Here is a 15407-nt window from a genome sequence, read left to right on the forward strand (position 1 = left end):
TCATTCTATTTATGTTATTATCTATATGTATTCCGTGCTGTAAAAGGATTGAGCAACTAGAACTAACACTTACAAGTATTTTTCAAGATAATTCAGATGTTCCAATAACTGATTATGAGGTTATTCTTTCTGATAATGATCCTCTACATGAAATAGAACTGTTGGTTAATAAATTTGATTTTGAAAACTTAAAATATTTCCATACAGATTGTGAGGGATTTTTAAACTCCTATTGTGTTCTTACATATGCGAAGGGCACATTCTTAAAACTTCATAATAGTCAAGCAAAATTCAAAAAAGGGAGTTTGACGAAAATAATTGATGATATTAGAGGGTCGCAAGATGATAAAGCTTTACTATTCTATTCAAATGGAATGCTTAATAAAAACAGAGTGTTGGCATATGATGATTTTAATTCTTTTATGTATAACTTGTCATATTGGTCTTCGTCAAGCAATGGCTTCTGCATATGGAAAGATGAATTTGATAAGATAGGAGAAATAAAGTTAAATCCTTTATTTCCTCATACCTCCTTGTTCTTGACGCAACATTGTTTAGGAAAATATATTATTAATGATGAATATTTGTTTGATGTTCAAAGGATTCCTAAACGAGGTGGGCATAATAAATTCAAAGCTTTTACTATTGAATATCCGTCTTTGATTGATGCTGTATATAAATCTGGATATATTTCCATGAAATGTAAAAAGCATATATTGAATGATATATTATTCTATTTTCTTCCTACGCTTCTTTTTAATAAATATGTGGCAAGGATAGAATGCTTTGATATATACGGATATAAGCAAAATATTAAGAAGTATTTCCCGTGGTTTTCTTATTATTTGACATATATGTTAATACTTATTGTTCCTTTTAATAAACTATATAATCGTATTAAGAAGCGGTTGAAAAAATTATCTTTTTTAGTGTATAGTGGTTGATTTTGCTATGATAATGTGTGTATAATAAGTTGTTTACATGAAATATATAACAATCATTGGTACGGTTGGAGTACCTGCTAATTATGGAGGTTTTGAAACCTTAGTCGAAAATGTGATAGGTGAAAATGCTTCTAAGGATGGGAATTATACGGTATATTGTAGTAGTAAAAGTTATCCTAAGAGGCTTAGTTTGTATAAAGGTGCTTCGTTAAAGTATATTCCTTTAGATGCTAATGGCATTCAAAGTATCTTTTATGATATTCTGTCTTTGATTCAAGCTACACGGAGAAGTGATGTTGTTCTGATATTAGGTGTCTCTGGATGTTGCTTTTTACCCATTTATCGTTTGTTCTCAAAAAAGAAATTGATAATTAATATTGATGGATTGGAACACCGAAGAAATAAATGGGGAAAGTGGACACGGCGATTCTTGAGGTTCTCAGAAAAAATGGCTGTGAAATATGCAGATGTAGTGGTGGCCGATAATAAGGGAATTCAAGATTATGTATTAGAAGAGTATGGTAAACAGGCTGAGTTGATTGCTTATGGTGGTGATCATGTTTTGTGTGACGTTTCTGATATAGAAGATGAAGTATTAGAGCAATATGGTCTAAAAGATGTAGATTATTCTTTTTCGTTATGCAGAATAGAGCCGGAAAATAACGTACATATAACATTGGAAGCTTTTAAACGGACTGGGAAAGAATTGTTTTTTATAGGAAATTGGGAAAGAAGTTCGTATGGAAAGATGCTAAAAGATAAATATGGTGATTGTGAAAATATCCATTTACTTTCCCCAATTTATGATGTGAAGGTGTTGAATGTTCTTAGAAGCCATTGTTGCTATTATATTCACGGACATAGTGCAGGTGGTACCAATCCGTCTTTGGTGGAAGCAATGTTTTTTAATAAACCGATATTGGCTTATGATGTGATTTATAATAGAGAGACAACGGAAAATAAGGCGGATTATTTTTCTTCTGTAGAAGATCTTGTGAATTTATTGAAAATGCCTGATTCTTATTATGTTTTAAATGCAGAAAATATGATGGAAATAGCTCAAAGATGTTATCGATGGATAATGATAACAAAACAATATGAGCGTTTATATGGCGTATCTGCAAAATAAATTATTATGCCGTTAATTGAAGATTTTGGCATGTTGATTTATACTGTCCTTCCAAATAGATATTCTCTCCTTTGCAATTCATAAATGTATGATGGACTCTGAATGTATAGACTATTCTTCTTGTCTAACTTACAGACTTTTTGGGTGATACCGAATTGAAGAGTATCATGTCTGTAAGCACTCAATTTAGGGCTGAGATTTAGAATCCGTACCTTCGTTGCGAACAAAAACTTATAGATTTGTGTATAGCAACGAGGATTTAGAGCGATTTTATTTTCAGTACCAAACAGAGTCACTGCCAAGAGGCGAGTCTGTTCAGTCTTTTTGTAAAAGGAATAAGGTTTCTTGTAATATCTTTCAATCAAACAGAAGAGGGAGTAGTTGAGCAGGGAAACCTTCTTTCGAGCTCCTGTAAAATACAGTGAGGGTATGGCAGACGATCAAAAAGACCGATTCATTCAGTACTTGGCGGAACAACATTGGGAAGATGGGCTGACCAAGCGAGCGATCTATCTAAAGCCGTTTGTATCTTTGTCAAAGAGGAACGGACTAATTCTGTATCACACATAAATGCCTTCCTTTTCAATTCGGTTTCTCAAAAGTGAATCCATTTGATCCCGCAATCGGACAATATCGACATTACAGCCGAATAGGGATTGTAAATCTTCCTTTATATGTACCAATGCGAACATATTTGGCTTTGAGGTCTCTAAATAAACATCAACATCACTGTTTTCTGTTTGTTCCCCTCTGGCTACAGAACCAAATATTCCTATACGGGTAATGCTATATTTGGATGCATTCTTCGCCATATAGTCACGCAAGATGTTTATATATTCAGTTGTTGACTTCATGTCTTCTTAATTCATTTTACGCAAAGATATGATAATTAGGTAATATCTACTGTAACATAAGCCGGAAATCCGTACCTTTGGCACACGGCTTTTTCATTTAAGAAATATTGTTCATCGCTTGTTTTTGCCATAAAAATCCTTATATCCGTGCGCAGCGATACGGAAGCACCGCCTTAGGTGTTTCATCTTATCGTTCATTCTTATTTTTTTATAGGCGGAATTCAATAGCGATATGATGTTTATATTGTCTTCCGCTTTTGTTTTTGCGATAGCAAAAACAGGATTTATTTTCTTGATATACAACTTTTCACACATAATATTACTAAAGAAGAAACACCTTGACTGTCTTCGTGGCGGCATCATGACTCATTTGAGAAAATTTGTATCTTCAGTCCCTAAATACTGCAGAACAAGCAGGGAGAACTTCAAACACAAACTTGAAGACATACTCATGTTTGTCATATTGAGGAGGCTCAGCAAGTGTATTACCAGAGCTGAAATGGTATTTTTGCCTATGCCGCACTGGCGTGGCTAGGGGTATTGTTCCCTTAAATCAAAGCTTAAATGAAGATACTCCCCATGTTCACGGACAATGTCGCTATCGCTATAAACCATTGGCGGTACTTGCTTGTTTAATAGCCATTATTACGTTAATAAAATAGAGAATATGAGAACAAATGATTCAAAAACATCCGTAGACTCTAAATTGGAGGAGATGGAGGAAAAGTATCCTGTAGAGCAAATCGCTGTTAAAAATGAGAAGAAAATAACGGCCAAGGATGTAAAGGAGGCTGTGAAAGAGATTAATCCCGATACGGACAGCTTGGGTAGCAGAGGGTAAAACGTATTTTAATTTGCTTAAAAGAATAATTATTAAGATTTATAGTATTATCTTTGTGGTTGCGGTTTGTAATAAACTGAGGTATAAAGATTGGTAAATCTAGCAAATTAAATAATAAAGATGTATAGAACAAGAACTTGTGGCGACTTGCGCCTTGCGGATGAAGGTCTGGTGGTTACACTGGCCGGTTGGGTGCAGAAAACCCGCAAAATGGGAGGAATGACATTTGTCGATATCCGCGACCGTTATGGTATTACTCAGTTGGTATTTAATCAGGAGGTTGATGCAGCTCTTTGCGAAAAGGCAAATAAGTTGGGCCGTGAATTCGTGATTCAGGTTACGGGTACGGTTCGTGAGCGTTCCAGCAAGAATGCGCATATCCCGACAGGTGATATTGAGTTGATCGTTTCTGAATTAAATGTCCTGAACACTGCGCTTACCCCTCCGTTCACGATCGAGGAGGAGACAGATGGCGGTGATGACTTGCGTATGAAATATCGTTATCTGGACTTGCGTCGTGCTTGCGTTCGTAAGAATCTGGAACTTCGTCATAGAATGGCGTTCGAGGTTCGCCGCTATTTGGATGAGCAAGGTTTCTTGGAGGTAGAGACTCCGGTTCTTGTAAATTCTACCCCGGAGGGTGCCCGTGACTTCGTGGTTCCTTCCCGTATGAACCCGGGACAGTTCTACGCTTTGCCTCAGTCTCCACAGACCTTGAAGCAATTGTTGATGGTTTCCGGTTTCGACCGTTATTTCCAGATCGTAAAATGTTTCCGTGACGAGGATTTGCGTGCGGATCGCCAGCCGGAGTTCACGCAGATCGACTGTGAGATGAGCTTCGTGGAGCAAGAGGATGTCTTGAATATGTTCGAGGGCATGGCGAAACATTTGTTTAAGGTAATCCGTGGTGTCGAGTTCAAGGAGTCGTTTATGCGTATGACTTGGCAAGATGCTATGAAACAATATGGTAGCGATAAACCGGATTTGCGTTTCGGCATGAAGTTCGTCGAGTTGATGGACATCATGAAAGGCCATGGTTTCTCCGTATTCGATAACGCCGCTTACATAGGGGGTATCTGTGCGGAAGGTGCTGCAAGCTATACCCGTAAACAACTGGATGCGCTGACTGAATTCGTGAAACGTCCGCAGGTAGGTGCTAAAGGTTTGGTTTACGCCCGTGTGGAAGCGGATGGTAACGTGAAATCAAGCGTAGATAAATTCTATAGCCAAGAGGTTCTTCAAGAAATGAAGAATGCGTTCGGCGCTAAGCCGGGTGATTTGATTTTGATCCTTTCCGGCGACGATGCGATGAAGACTCGTAAGCAACTTTGCGAGTTGCGTTTAGAGATGGGTAATCAATTAGGCCTTCGTGACAAGGATAAGTTCGTTTGCTTGTGGGTAATCGACTTCCCGCTGTTCGAATGGAACGAGGACGATCAACGTTTCTACGCTATGCACCATCCGTTTACCTCTCCGAATCCGGATGATATACCGTTGTTGGACACGGATCCGGGCGCTGTTCGTGCGAATGCGTATGATATGGTTATCAATGGCGTTGAAGTGGGTGGTGGTTCTATCCGTATCCACGACAGCCAATTACAGGATAAGATGTTCAAGCTGTTAGGATTCACCGAAGAAAGAGCGCAAGAGCAATTCGGTTTCTTGATGAATGCGTTCAAGTACGGAGCGCCTCCTCATGGAGGTTTGGCTTATGGCTTGGATCGTTTCGTGTCTTTGTTCGCCGGTTTGGATTCTATCCGCGACTGTATCGCTTTCCCGAAGAACAATTCTGGACGAGATGTTATGCTCGATGCTCCGGGTGTCTTGGATCCGGCCCAGTTGGACGAACTGAATTTGATCGTTGATATCAAGAAATAATCCAATCTGAAATTCCATTCGAATGGGAATCTTATTCCATCTGAATGGAATTTTCTTTTCTTCCGAAAGGAATTACTTTTTCTCCCGAACATAAATCAAAAGATATTTAGCATGGTAAAGGTTAAAGATATATTGAGAGAAATCGAGCATTACGCCCCGCTGCCGCTTCAAGAAGGTTTTGACAATGCGGGTGTGCAAGTTGGCGACGTGAACCAGCATGCGACGGGTGTGTTGCTATGCCTAGATGTTACCGAGGAGGTGCTTGATGAAGCGATCGAGATGGGATGTAACCTGATCATCTCTCATCATCCTTTGGCCTTTAAGTCGTTTAAGTCGTTGACTGGCTCCAATTATATCGAGCGTTGCATGATGAAGGCGTGTAAGTATGATTTGGTGGTTTATGCCGCCCATACCAATCTTGATAATGCCGTAGGAGGCGTGAATTACCGTTTGGCAGAGTTGATCGGCTTGCAAAATGTACGGATCTTGAGCCCCCAAAAAGGCGCTTTGTTGAAGTTGGTGACGTTTGTCCCCGAGGCTTATGCCGAGATCATGCGGAATACCTTGTTCAATGCCGGTGCGGGAAGTATCGGGAACTATGATGCTTGCAGTTATAATTTACATGGCGAGGGAACATTCCGTGCCAATGCGGGATGCAATCCGTTTTGTGGTGAGATCGGCGAGGTGCATGTAGAGAAAGAGGTGCGTATGGAGATGATCCTTCCGGCATTCAAGAAGACAGCGGTGACCCGTGCTCTGTTATCCGTTCACCCGTATGAGGAGCCGGCTTTTGATTTTTATTCGTTATCAAACACATGGGAACAGGCAGGTTCCGGTGTAGTGGGAGAGTTGCCTGCCGAGGAAGATGAGTTAAGTTTCTTGTTACGGATCAAGGCCCTGTTTAACGTCGGTTGCGTGAAGCATTCCCCATTTACGGGTAAGTCTATCCGAGAGGTCGCTATCTGCGGAGGCAGCGGCGCTTTCTTGATCAAGGACGCTATCGCGTATGGTGCCGATGTCTTTATAACGGGGGAGGCGAAGTACAACGATTTTTACGATGTGGAGGACCAGATTCTACTGGCGGTTATCGGTCATTATGAATCGGAAATCTGTACAAAAGACATATTTTATAACATAATATCGAAAAAATTCCCTACCTTTGCGGTACATTTTTCGAATGTTAATTCAAACCCAGTAAAATATTTATAGAATGGCTACAGATAAACAATCAGCTGAAAAGGAATATACGGTTGAAGAAAAGCTTTCTACGCTGTATCAACTTCAGACGATGATGACTGAAATTGATAAGATCAAGACCCTTCGTGGTGAGCTTCCTTTGGAGGTTCAAGACTTGGAGGACGAGATCGCAGGACTGGAAACACGTCTCCAGAACTATCAAGCGGAGATCAAGGAGTTTGAGACTTCTGTTGTTGAGCAAAAGCATAAGATCACGGAATCTACCACATTGATAGATCGCTATAAGGCACAATTAGATAATGTGCGTAATAACCGGGAGTTTGATAACCTGTCTAAGGAGATCGAGTTCCAAGGTTTGGAAATTGAGTTCTCAGAGAAAAAAATCCGTGAATTCGGAGAGGCGGTAGACGCTAAGAAAAAAGATATCGCTGAGCTGACTGAGAAGCTGGAAGGCCGTAAGGCTGACTTGGTTCAGAAAAAGAGCGAGTTGGAGCAGATCATTTCCGAGACAAAGCAGGATGAGGAGAAACTTCGTGAGAAAGCGAAGAAGCTGGAAGCCGCTATCGAACCTCGTTTGTTGACCGCTTTCAAGCGTATCCGTAAAGGTGCTCGTAACGGTTTGGCTGTTGTTTATGTGCAACGTGGCGCTTGCGGTGGTTGCTTTAACAAGATCCCGCCTCAGAAGCAATTGGATATCAAGTTGCGTAAGAAAATTATTGTTTGCGAATACTGTGGTCGTATTATGATCGACCCGGAATTAGCAGGTGTAGAAGATTAATTCAAAAGATCTATAAGTAATGGCTCTAGCTAAAACCGGCTAGGGCCATTATTGTTTTTAATACAAAGATGTTATGATACATACGATACGTTTATATATAGAGAAGTACCGGCTGTTATCCGAGGATCGTCCGGTTTTGGTCGGATTGAGCGGTGGTGCCGATTCTGTGGCTTTGTTGGGCGTATTGGTGCGTTTGGGATATCCGTGTATAGCGCTTCATTGTAACTTTCATTTGCGTGGGGAGGAGTCGGATCGGGATGAGGCATTTGCCTGTGAGTTCGCGGAATCTTTGGAAGTACCCTTTCATAAGATAGATTTCGATACGATCTCTTATGCCGGAGAGAAGCATCTCTCGATAGAGATGGCTGCCCGTGAATTGCGCTATGCTTGGTTTGAGGAGATGCGGGAGCGGCTGGGAGGGCAGGCGATCGCCGTCGCCCATCACCGGGACGATAATGTGGAGACAGTCTTGATGAATTTGATACGGGGCACGGGAATCCGGGGGATGAGCGGGATCCGTCCGAGGAATGGTTTCATCGTCCGTCCTTTGCTGTGCGTAAGCCGTGAGGATATCTTGGCTTGGTTGGCGGATCAAGGCTACGCCTATATGGTGGATAGCACGAATTTATCGGATGCTTATACCCGTAATTTTATCCGTTTGAATGTGTTGCCGCTTTTGGAGGAGATAAATCCATCGGCCCGGAATACCATCGCACGTTCCGCCGAGCATCTTTCTGCCGCAGAGACTATATATATATATGTATTGGAACAAGCCCGGAAAGAGGTTGTCGTATCGGATGATCGTCTTTCTATCGGGGCGTTGATGCGGTTTCCGGCTCCGGAGACGATTTTGTATGAGTTATTAAAAGAATATGGTTTTACCCGTCTGGTCTCGGACGATATTTTCGCGGCCTTGACCAAGGAGCCCGGTAAGCTGTTTTACTCTTCCACCCATCGTTTGCTGAAGGATCGGGATTATTTATGGATCACTTCTTTAGAGAAGAAGGAAGAGCGAACCTTCGTTTTAGATCCGGAAAAGGGTATTAATCATGAACCTATTGAACTATCTTTCCAAAAACTTGTTATAACTATAGGTTTCCCTATCGAGAAGAATAAGCGGATCGCTTATTTGGATTATGATAAACTCGATTTCCCTTTAACATTGCGGACTTGGAAAGAAGGCGATTGGTTTATTCCCTTCGGAATGAAAGGACGTAAGAAGTTGAGTGACTATTTCTCCGATCATAAATTTAGCCGGATTGAGAAGGAGCGCACATGGCTTCTTTGTAGTGGCGACGCTATCGTTTGGGTGGTAGGAGAAAGGACTGATAATCGTTTTCGTATAGACGAATCAACAAAGCGTGTGCTAATTGTGAATTTTTTGGGCTAAATCCTCGTTTATTGTAAAAATATTCTTACATTTGCGAAGATTTACTCCGCAGATATGTTACTAATGGTTCAAATTAGCTGAACAATCCGGTTATTACATGAAAATTATAATTAAATAAAGATACAATGATACCATTGGGCGTACATCGTGTTTGTATATGTGATCCGTGTGTATGTACCATTTATATTATTACTTCGCAATATGCAGAAATATAACATTCTAGAACTAAATGAAAAACTTCTTCCCGAACTTCAAAGTATCGCGGAAGAGTTGGGAATAAAAAAAGTTAGCAGCTTAAAGAAAGAAGAGTTGGTTTATCGGATTCTTGATGAGCAAGCGATCTCCTATGCCGGCATCCAGGCTGAAAAGATGAAAGAGAAAGAGGCTAAGAAGCCTGCAGAGGGCCGTAAGAGAGGCCGTCCGGCCAAATCTCCTAAAGTGGCGAAGGCTGAGACTGCCGAAACTGCAGAGAGTACCCAACAGGCTCCGGAAAAGCTAGTGACTGCTCCGGCTGACAAGAAAGAGCAAAAAGAGCAGCCTGAACGTAAGAAAAGAGTCCGTATCGAGAAAAAGGAAAAGGTAGCGGGCGCTATCGCTCCTTCCGAGGATAACAAGGAAGTGGTGGTTTCGAAAGAGCCGCAAACGATCTCTACGGTAACGGAAATCTCGGCCGTGGAAACTCCGGCGGTAGCAGAGAGCCCGGTGGAGAAACCGTTGTTGCCTCCTGTTGTGGCGGAACTTGAAACGGAAGAAGAAGCCGCTTTGCCGGAAAATACGACTCCTGTAGAGGTAGCGGAAGAAACCACTTCTCCACAAGCGACAGAAGAAGAGCCTAAGCGCATCGTATTCCGCCATCCGGACGCTAAATCCGTATTGGATCAAATTTTCCCGTTCTCCGCTCCGAAACCCGAGGCTAACAAACCTCAACCCGAGGCCGCTCCCCAGCAGAATAATCCTCGACAGAACAATCGACAGAATAATCATAATAACAACCGTAATAACAATAACGCTAATAACAACCAGCAGGCTCAAGAGAAAATGTATGAGTTTGATGGCATCCTTACAGGAACCGGCGTGTTGGAGATGATGCAAGATGGTTACGGTTTCCTTCGTTCTTCAGATTATAACTATTTGACTTCACCGGACGATATTTATGTCTCTCAATCCCAGATCAAGTTATTTGGCTTGAAAACGGGTGACGTGGTAGAAGGTTCGATCCGTCCGCCGAAGGAAGGTGAGAAGTATTTCCCGTTGGTGAAAGTGGACAAGATCAATGGACGTACGCCGGAAGAGGTTCGCGACCGGGTTCCTTTTGATCATTTGACCCCGTTATTCCCGGATGAGAAATTCATGCTTACGGCACGTAAATCACCGAAAGTATACGATAATATCGCCGTACGTGTGGTTGATTTATTCTCCCCGATCGGAAAAGGGCAACGTGGTTTGATCGTCGCTCAACCGAAAACCGGTAAGACGATGTTGTTGAAAGATATCGCGAACGCTATCGCTTACAACCATCCCGAGGTTTATATGATTATATTATTGATCGACGAACGTCCGGAGGAGGTTACGGATATGGCTCGTAGCGTAGATGCGGAAGTGATCGCTTCTACATTCGACGAACCGGCTGAACGTCACGTGAAAATCGCTGAGATCGTATTGAACAAGGCGAAACGAATGGTAGAATGTGGTCATGATGTCGTGATTCTTCTGGACTCGATCACTCGTTTGGCTCGTGCTTATAATACGGTACAACCGGCTTCCGGTAAGGTGCTTTCCGGTGGTGTGGACGCAAATGCGTTGCAGAAGCCGAAGCGTTTCTTTGGTGCCGCCCGTAATATTGAGAATGGTGGTAGCCTTACGATTCTAGCCACCGCCCTTACGGAGACTGGCTCTAAGATGGACGACGTGATCTTCGAGGAATTCAAGGGTACGGGTAATATGGAGTTACAATTGGATCGTAAATTATCCAATAAGCGTATCTATCCGGCTGTGGATATCACGGCTTCCAGCACTCGCCGTGATGATTTATTGCAGGATGAGAGCACGTTGAACCGTATGTGGGTCTTACGCAAATATCTATCAGACATGAACTCTATGGAGGCTATGGAATTTGTTAAGCAACGGATGGAACAAACCGTTGATAATATGGAATTCTTGGCATCCATGAACGGTTGATAATATCCCATAAAAAAACACTATACTTTTGAGTTCAAAGCAATATTGTTTTAGCTCCAAAAGTATAGTGTTTTTCAAATAAAAAGTATAGTGCTTTTATTGCGCCTTTTTAGGCCTTCCACGATGTCCCATATTTCGTTTTTGTGGGCTCGAGGATGATCCTTTATCCTCACTTTTACGAGGCCGTCCTCTGCCTCTTTTATTCATACCGTATTTTTCCGGCTCATACAAGGGCACTTCACCGAATTCCGGGCTGACCGGTATCTTATAAACCTCTTTTTCCAAGAAATCCTCTATGCGCTTGAATTGTGCTTGTTCGTCGATCGATACGAAAGTAATCGCCAATCCTTCGCCGTTCGTACCCCGTGCCGTACGTCCGATTCGGTGTACGTAATCCTCCGGATCATGCGGGATATCGAAGTTCACGACCAACTTGATGTCATTGATATCAATTCCACGTGCTACGACATCCGTAGCCACAAGGATATCGATATGTCCGCTCTTGAATTCTTTCATGACCTCCTCCCTTTGGGATTGCTCTAGATCCGAGTGCATGGCGGCTACATTGAACTTTAATCTTTTTAAGGTAGACGCTAATTCTTTCACCTTCATTTTAGAAGAGGAGAAGATAATTACTCGTTGAGGGCGGCTTTGAGTGAAGAGATCTTGTAGAATCTTGAGCTTTTGTGGATCGTAGCAGATATATGCGGTTTGCATGATAGATTCGGGTGGGCGTGAGATAGCGATCTTGACTTCTTCCGGATCTTTTAGGATGGTTTTAGCCAACGTCCGGATCTTAGGCGGCATGGTAGCCGAGAACATGATCGTCTGGCAGTAGGGGGGCAGCTGTTTATGAACCTGCATGATGTCGTCATAAAAACCCATATCCAGCATGCGGTCCGCCTCGTCTAAGACGAAGAACGACACTTTAGACAAATCTACAGTACCTAACTTAATATGGGACAATAAACGTCCCGGGGTAGCGATCACGATATCCGCACCCATCTCTAAACCTCTCTTTTGTTGTTCCCAAGCGATTCCGTCGGTACCTCCATACACGGCTACTGCGGATACGGAAGGTATAAAATAAGTGAATCCTTGAATTTGTTGGTCTATTTGTTGAGCCAATTCCCGGGTCGGTGCCATAATGACCGCATTCACCGCGTCTGTCGGATGACAACCTTTGCTTAGTTCATTAATAACTGGCAAAACATACGCCGCCGTTTTACCGGTTCCGGTCTGTGCGCAAGCGATGATGTCTTTACCTTCTAAAATGACAGGAATCGTTAACTCTTGGACTGGAGTCGTTTCGTCAAAATTCATGTCATAAAGCCCGTCTAATACGGCATCTTCCAAATCTAATTCATCAAATCTCATCTTTTTACATTCAAATTCCCGGTAAAGATAAAGATTATTTAGAAATATTATGCAATAGGTAGGTTTCTCTTTGGTGATAAATAGAAAAATAAATACCTTTATCCCCGAGTTATACCCCAAAAACGAAAGAATTAATATGAATAGTCTAGAAAGCGGAAGTAACGTTCAGTCTGGATTAGAGATGATCATGGAGAAGAGTCCCGATACGATTGTATTAGTAGATCGAAATCTTACTCTTGTCAAGGTTATTTCTGCAAAAGACGATTATTATCATTATTTAGCGAATAACTGTATCGGAAAGCAACCTCAAGCGTTGTTCCCGGACGGGAAGAACTACGATCAATATGAGATCTATAGAGCTGCGGTTAAACGTGTTTTCGAGGAGCAAGTGAAAGTGGATTTCTCTTTTGAGGTCTCTTTTGAAGGAAAGAACTATTATTATCTATCGCAAGCAAGCCTTTTTAATGAGGAGCTTGTGATCGTTTATACGTGCGATGTATCTTCTCTGAAAACAGAAAAAAATCTACAAGAACTGATCAATACGATATTAGATCGGTTACCGTTGGGGGTTTTCGTGAAAGATGGGGATAACCATTTTAATTACCTGTATTGGAATCATTTTATGGAGGAAATAACGGGTATTGAAACCCGGGAGATCGAGGGACATGATGATTTCGAGGTGAATTATAATGCCTTGATGACTGCCGAGGAGCGTCTGGAAACCGATATGAACGTGATCAAGACAGGACTGACCGCTAGATTCAAGGGCAAGGTAAAATCGGCCTCCGGCGATTACCGGGATATAGAGGTCGCTAAATATCCTATTTCCCTAAATAATGGCAAGCCGCTTGTCTTGGCTTTATGGAGAGATATAACTTCCGAGTTGGCTACGGAGAATACTTTGAGAAGAACCCGGATCTTGACGAAAATGGCATTGCGGATAAGTGATATACGTACATGCTCGATCTTCATCGATCCGGACTGTACCCATAATTTCAAGGATTCCGTTGTGACCTTGAACGATTGGAATACCATGTCGGAAGATATGATAGAGGTGTCATGGGGGCAGTTTATCAGCCGGGCGCATCCGGATGATCAAGAACATTATCATAATATGTTTACCCGTCTTTGCCGAGGGGAAATCTCTGAGGCAAGGATCGAGGCACGTATGCTATTTCCCGGCAAGAAGGAATATGTTTGGAGAGAGGTATTCGCTACCGTGTATGAACGGGACGAGAAAGGAAGACCTTCGGTTATCCTTGGATGTTCAACGAATATTCAGGAACGGAAGAATCAAGAATTAAGCCTTGAGGAGGCGAAGGTGAAGGCCGAGGCCGCTGATAAGATGAAATCGAAATATCTGGCGGATATGAGCCATGAGATCCGGACTCCTTTGAATGCGATTACCGGCTTCTCTGAATTGATGGCTTTTGCTGATACGGATGAGGAACGTATGTCGTACTACGATGTGATCAAGATGAATAACCAATTGTTGATGCAATTGATTAATGATATCTTGGATATCTCGAAGATCGAGGCGGATGCGATAAAGATCACATATGAGCAATTAGATGTCAGTGAATTGATGGATACGATTTATGCTTCCGCCAAGTTACGGGTTCCGGGAGGAGTCAAGTTGATTTTGGAGAAAGGGGCTGACCACCATATGTTCGGTACGGATAGCATGCGTCTGTTGCAGTTGATTAATAATTTGGTGAACAACGCTATCAAGAACACGAAAGAAGGTAGCATCACGATGGGATATACCATTCAACCGGATAATCAATTACGTTTTTACGTAAGGGATACGGGAATCGGTATCGATAAGGACAAATTGAAAGATGTCTTCGGTCGTTTCGTGAAAATAAACGACTATATGGAAGGTATCGGATTAGGACTGGCTATCTGCAAAGGATTAGTTGTTAAGATGGGAGGTTCGATACATGTTACTTCTGAATTAGGGGTAGGTTCAGAGTTCTCCTTTATTTTGCCGTCTCACGAATAGCGCTATTTGTAATAGCGCTTATAAATTTGGTCGTATAATCCACTGTTCTTGATTTGCTGGAGCCAACTATTTAGGCTATCCAGTAGGACAGGGGAGTCTTTACGGACCGCCCACGATTGCAATTGGGTAAAACTGACATCCGTTAGGATATCGACTTCCGGCAGGTTTTTCTGGGTCATGCGAGCGATTTGTTGGTCGCATACGGCATAATCGATATCGCCTTTGGCTACCATGATCATAAGCTGCTCGGTAGAATATAACTCATCTTCCACCACGTAGATCGTATCGCCTATCTCGTGTCCCAGATTTTGCAGACGCAATAAGGCCGGGGAATCTTTCGGTATGTATAAAGTCTTTTGGGCTAAATCCAATTGGTTACGGATAGGGGCTTGTCCGTTGTTCGCCTCTGCCGTACGTTGTACCAAGACTTGCTTGTTGAGAACGATCGGTTCGGTGAACAGGTAGTTTTCCCGCATCTCGGAGGTGATGGGGATGTTTCTTGCGATTACGTCGCATTTGTTGTCCGATAATTCCTCGAAACTTTTCGCTAAACTCATTTCCAAATGCGTCTGAACCTCCAATCCGGATAATTTAGCGATCGCTTGGCTAAGCTCGTATTGAAAACCTTGCACTGTATCGCCTGATACGAAATACCCGGATTGATTGTATTCGGTTATCATCCGGAGAATTCCTTCTTCCTTGATTTCCGGATAATCACGAGGTCCGATCTCTTGAGGACGTTGGTTGAATCTCCAAAGCTGTATCATTGTCGTTACAGCGACAATCAGTAGAAAAGCGTATAGGATAAGCAACTTCTTAGATCTCATGGCAATCGA

General features: G+C 42.3%; 12 protein-coding genes. 9 read left to right on the forward strand and 3 right to left on the reverse strand.

What is annotated here, in order from left to right; genetic code table 11:
* Positions 1-11: 11 nt before the first annotated feature.
* On the forward strand, positions 12-944 hold the full coding sequence (locus tag DWX84_RS15400) for a glycosyltransferase family 2 protein (RefSeq protein WP_048927428.1): 933 nt from the start codon (positions 12-14) through the stop codon (positions 942-944).
* A gap of 37 nt (positions 945-981) precedes the next feature.
* On the forward strand, positions 982-2073 hold the full coding sequence (locus DWX84_RS15405; protein ID WP_011966439.1) for a DUF1972 domain-containing protein: 1092 nt from the start codon (positions 982-984) through the stop codon (positions 2071-2073).
* Positions 2074-2633: 560 nt separating this feature from the next.
* Here DWX84_RS15405 and DWX84_RS15415 read toward each other — a convergent pair.
* The gene (locus tag DWX84_RS15415; protein WP_048927426.1) at positions 2634-2927 is read right to left on the reverse strand and encodes a nucleotidyltransferase family protein; all 294 of its coding nucleotides are present in this window, start codon (positions 2925-2927) and stop codon (positions 2634-2636) included.
* Positions 2928-3594: 667 nt separating this feature from the next.
* Here DWX84_RS15415 and DWX84_RS21675 point away from each other — a divergent pair.
* The 6 genes from DWX84_RS21675 (at position 3595) to rho (ending at position 11189) form a co-directional block, all read left to right on the forward strand.
* Positions 3595-3768: a hypothetical protein gene (locus DWX84_RS21675; RefSeq protein ID WP_005856296.1), complete on the forward strand. Its 174-nt coding sequence runs from the start codon at positions 3595-3597 to the stop codon at positions 3766-3768.
* 120 nt (positions 3769-3888) lie between these two features.
* The gene (gene aspS, locus DWX84_RS15425; protein WP_005856298.1) at positions 3889-5646 is read left to right on the forward strand and encodes an aspartate--tRNA ligase; all 1758 of its coding nucleotides are present in this window, start codon (positions 3889-3891) and stop codon (positions 5644-5646) included.
* 111 nt (positions 5647-5757) lie between these two features.
* Positions 5758-6855 carry a Nif3-like dinuclear metal center hexameric protein gene (locus tag DWX84_RS15430; protein ID WP_005868213.1) on the forward strand — a complete coding sequence of 366 codons (1098 nt, stop codon included), beginning with the start codon at positions 5758-5760 and terminating at the stop codon, positions 6853-6855.
* A gap of 1 nt (position 6856) precedes the next feature.
* Positions 6857-7621, forward strand: coding sequence for a zinc ribbon domain-containing protein (locus tag DWX84_RS15435; RefSeq protein WP_005868214.1), 765 nt, complete (start codon positions 6857-6859; stop codon positions 7619-7621).
* A gap of 73 nt (positions 7622-7694) precedes the next feature.
* Positions 7695-9011, forward strand: a complete 1317-nt coding sequence (gene tilS, locus DWX84_RS15440) for a tRNA lysidine(34) synthetase TilS (protein WP_005868215.1) — start codon at positions 7695-7697, stop codon at positions 9009-9011.
* 201 nt (positions 9012-9212) lie between these two features.
* Positions 9213-11189, forward strand: coding sequence for a transcription termination factor Rho (gene rho / locus DWX84_RS15445; RefSeq protein WP_005868216.1), 1977 nt, complete (start codon positions 9213-9215; stop codon positions 11187-11189).
* A gap of 96 nt (positions 11190-11285) precedes the next feature.
* On the opposite strand, the gene DWX84_RS15450 is transcribed toward rho, so the two are convergent.
* Positions 11286-12566, reverse strand: coding sequence for a DEAD/DEAH box helicase (locus DWX84_RS15450; protein WP_008778281.1), 1281 nt, complete (start codon positions 12564-12566; stop codon positions 11286-11288).
* Positions 12567-12702: 136 nt separating this feature from the next.
* On the opposite strand from DWX84_RS15450, the gene DWX84_RS15455 reads away from it, so the two are divergent.
* On the forward strand, positions 12703-14571 hold the full coding sequence (locus tag DWX84_RS15455) for an ATP-binding protein (protein ID WP_048927424.1): 1869 nt from the start codon (positions 12703-12705) through the stop codon (positions 14569-14571).
* Positions 14572-14573: 2 nt separating this feature from the next.
* On the opposite strand, the gene DWX84_RS15460 is transcribed toward DWX84_RS15455, so the two are convergent.
* On the reverse strand, positions 14574-15398 hold the full coding sequence (locus DWX84_RS15460; protein WP_048927423.1) for a transporter substrate-binding domain-containing protein: 825 nt from the start codon (positions 15396-15398) through the stop codon (positions 14574-14576).
* Between the last annotated feature and the right edge of the window lie 9 nt (positions 15399-15407).

The sequence above is a fragment of the Parabacteroides sp. AF21-43 genome, assembly GCF_003635435.1.
In the GTDB taxonomy this organism is placed as follows: domain Bacteria; phylum Bacteroidota; class Bacteroidia; order Bacteroidales; family Tannerellaceae; genus Parabacteroides; species Parabacteroides distasonis.

Excerpts from the sequence above, each read along its gene's own strand:
- DWX84_RS15400 (WP_048927428.1), top strand. The coding sequence starts at position 12 with ATGTTATTATCTATATGTATTCCGTGCTGTAAAAGGATTGAGCAACTA.
- DWX84_RS15405 (WP_011966439.1), top strand. The coding sequence starts at position 982 with ATGAAATATATAACAATCATTGGTACGGTTGGAGTACCTGCTAATTAT.
- DWX84_RS15415 (WP_048927426.1), bottom strand. The coding sequence starts at position 2,927 with ATGAAGTCAACAACTGAATATATAAACATCTTGCGTGACTATATGGCG.
- DWX84_RS21675 (WP_005856296.1), top strand. The coding sequence starts at position 3,595 with ATGAGAACAAATGATTCAAAAACATCCGTAGACTCTAAATTGGAGGAG.
- aspS (WP_005856298.1), top strand. The coding sequence starts at position 3,889 with ATGTATAGAACAAGAACTTGTGGCGACTTGCGCCTTGCGGATGAAGGT.
- DWX84_RS15430 (WP_005868213.1), top strand. The coding sequence starts at position 5,758 with ATGGTAAAGGTTAAAGATATATTGAGAGAAATCGAGCATTACGCCCCG.
- DWX84_RS15435 (WP_005868214.1), top strand. The coding sequence starts at position 6,857 with ATGGCTACAGATAAACAATCAGCTGAAAAGGAATATACGGTTGAAGAA.
- tilS (WP_005868215.1), top strand. The coding sequence starts at position 7,695 with ATGATACATACGATACGTTTATATATAGAGAAGTACCGGCTGTTATCC.
- rho (WP_005868216.1), top strand. The coding sequence starts at position 9,213 with ATGCAGAAATATAACATTCTAGAACTAAATGAAAAACTTCTTCCCGAA.
- DWX84_RS15450 (WP_008778281.1), bottom strand. The coding sequence starts at position 12,566 with ATGAGATTTGATGAATTAGATTTGGAAGATGCCGTATTAGACGGGCTT.
- DWX84_RS15455 (WP_048927424.1), top strand. The coding sequence starts at position 12,703 with ATGAATAGTCTAGAAAGCGGAAGTAACGTTCAGTCTGGATTAGAGATG.
- DWX84_RS15460 (WP_048927423.1), bottom strand. The coding sequence starts at position 15,398 with ATGAGATCTAAGAAGTTGCTTATCCTATACGCTTTTCTACTGATTGTC.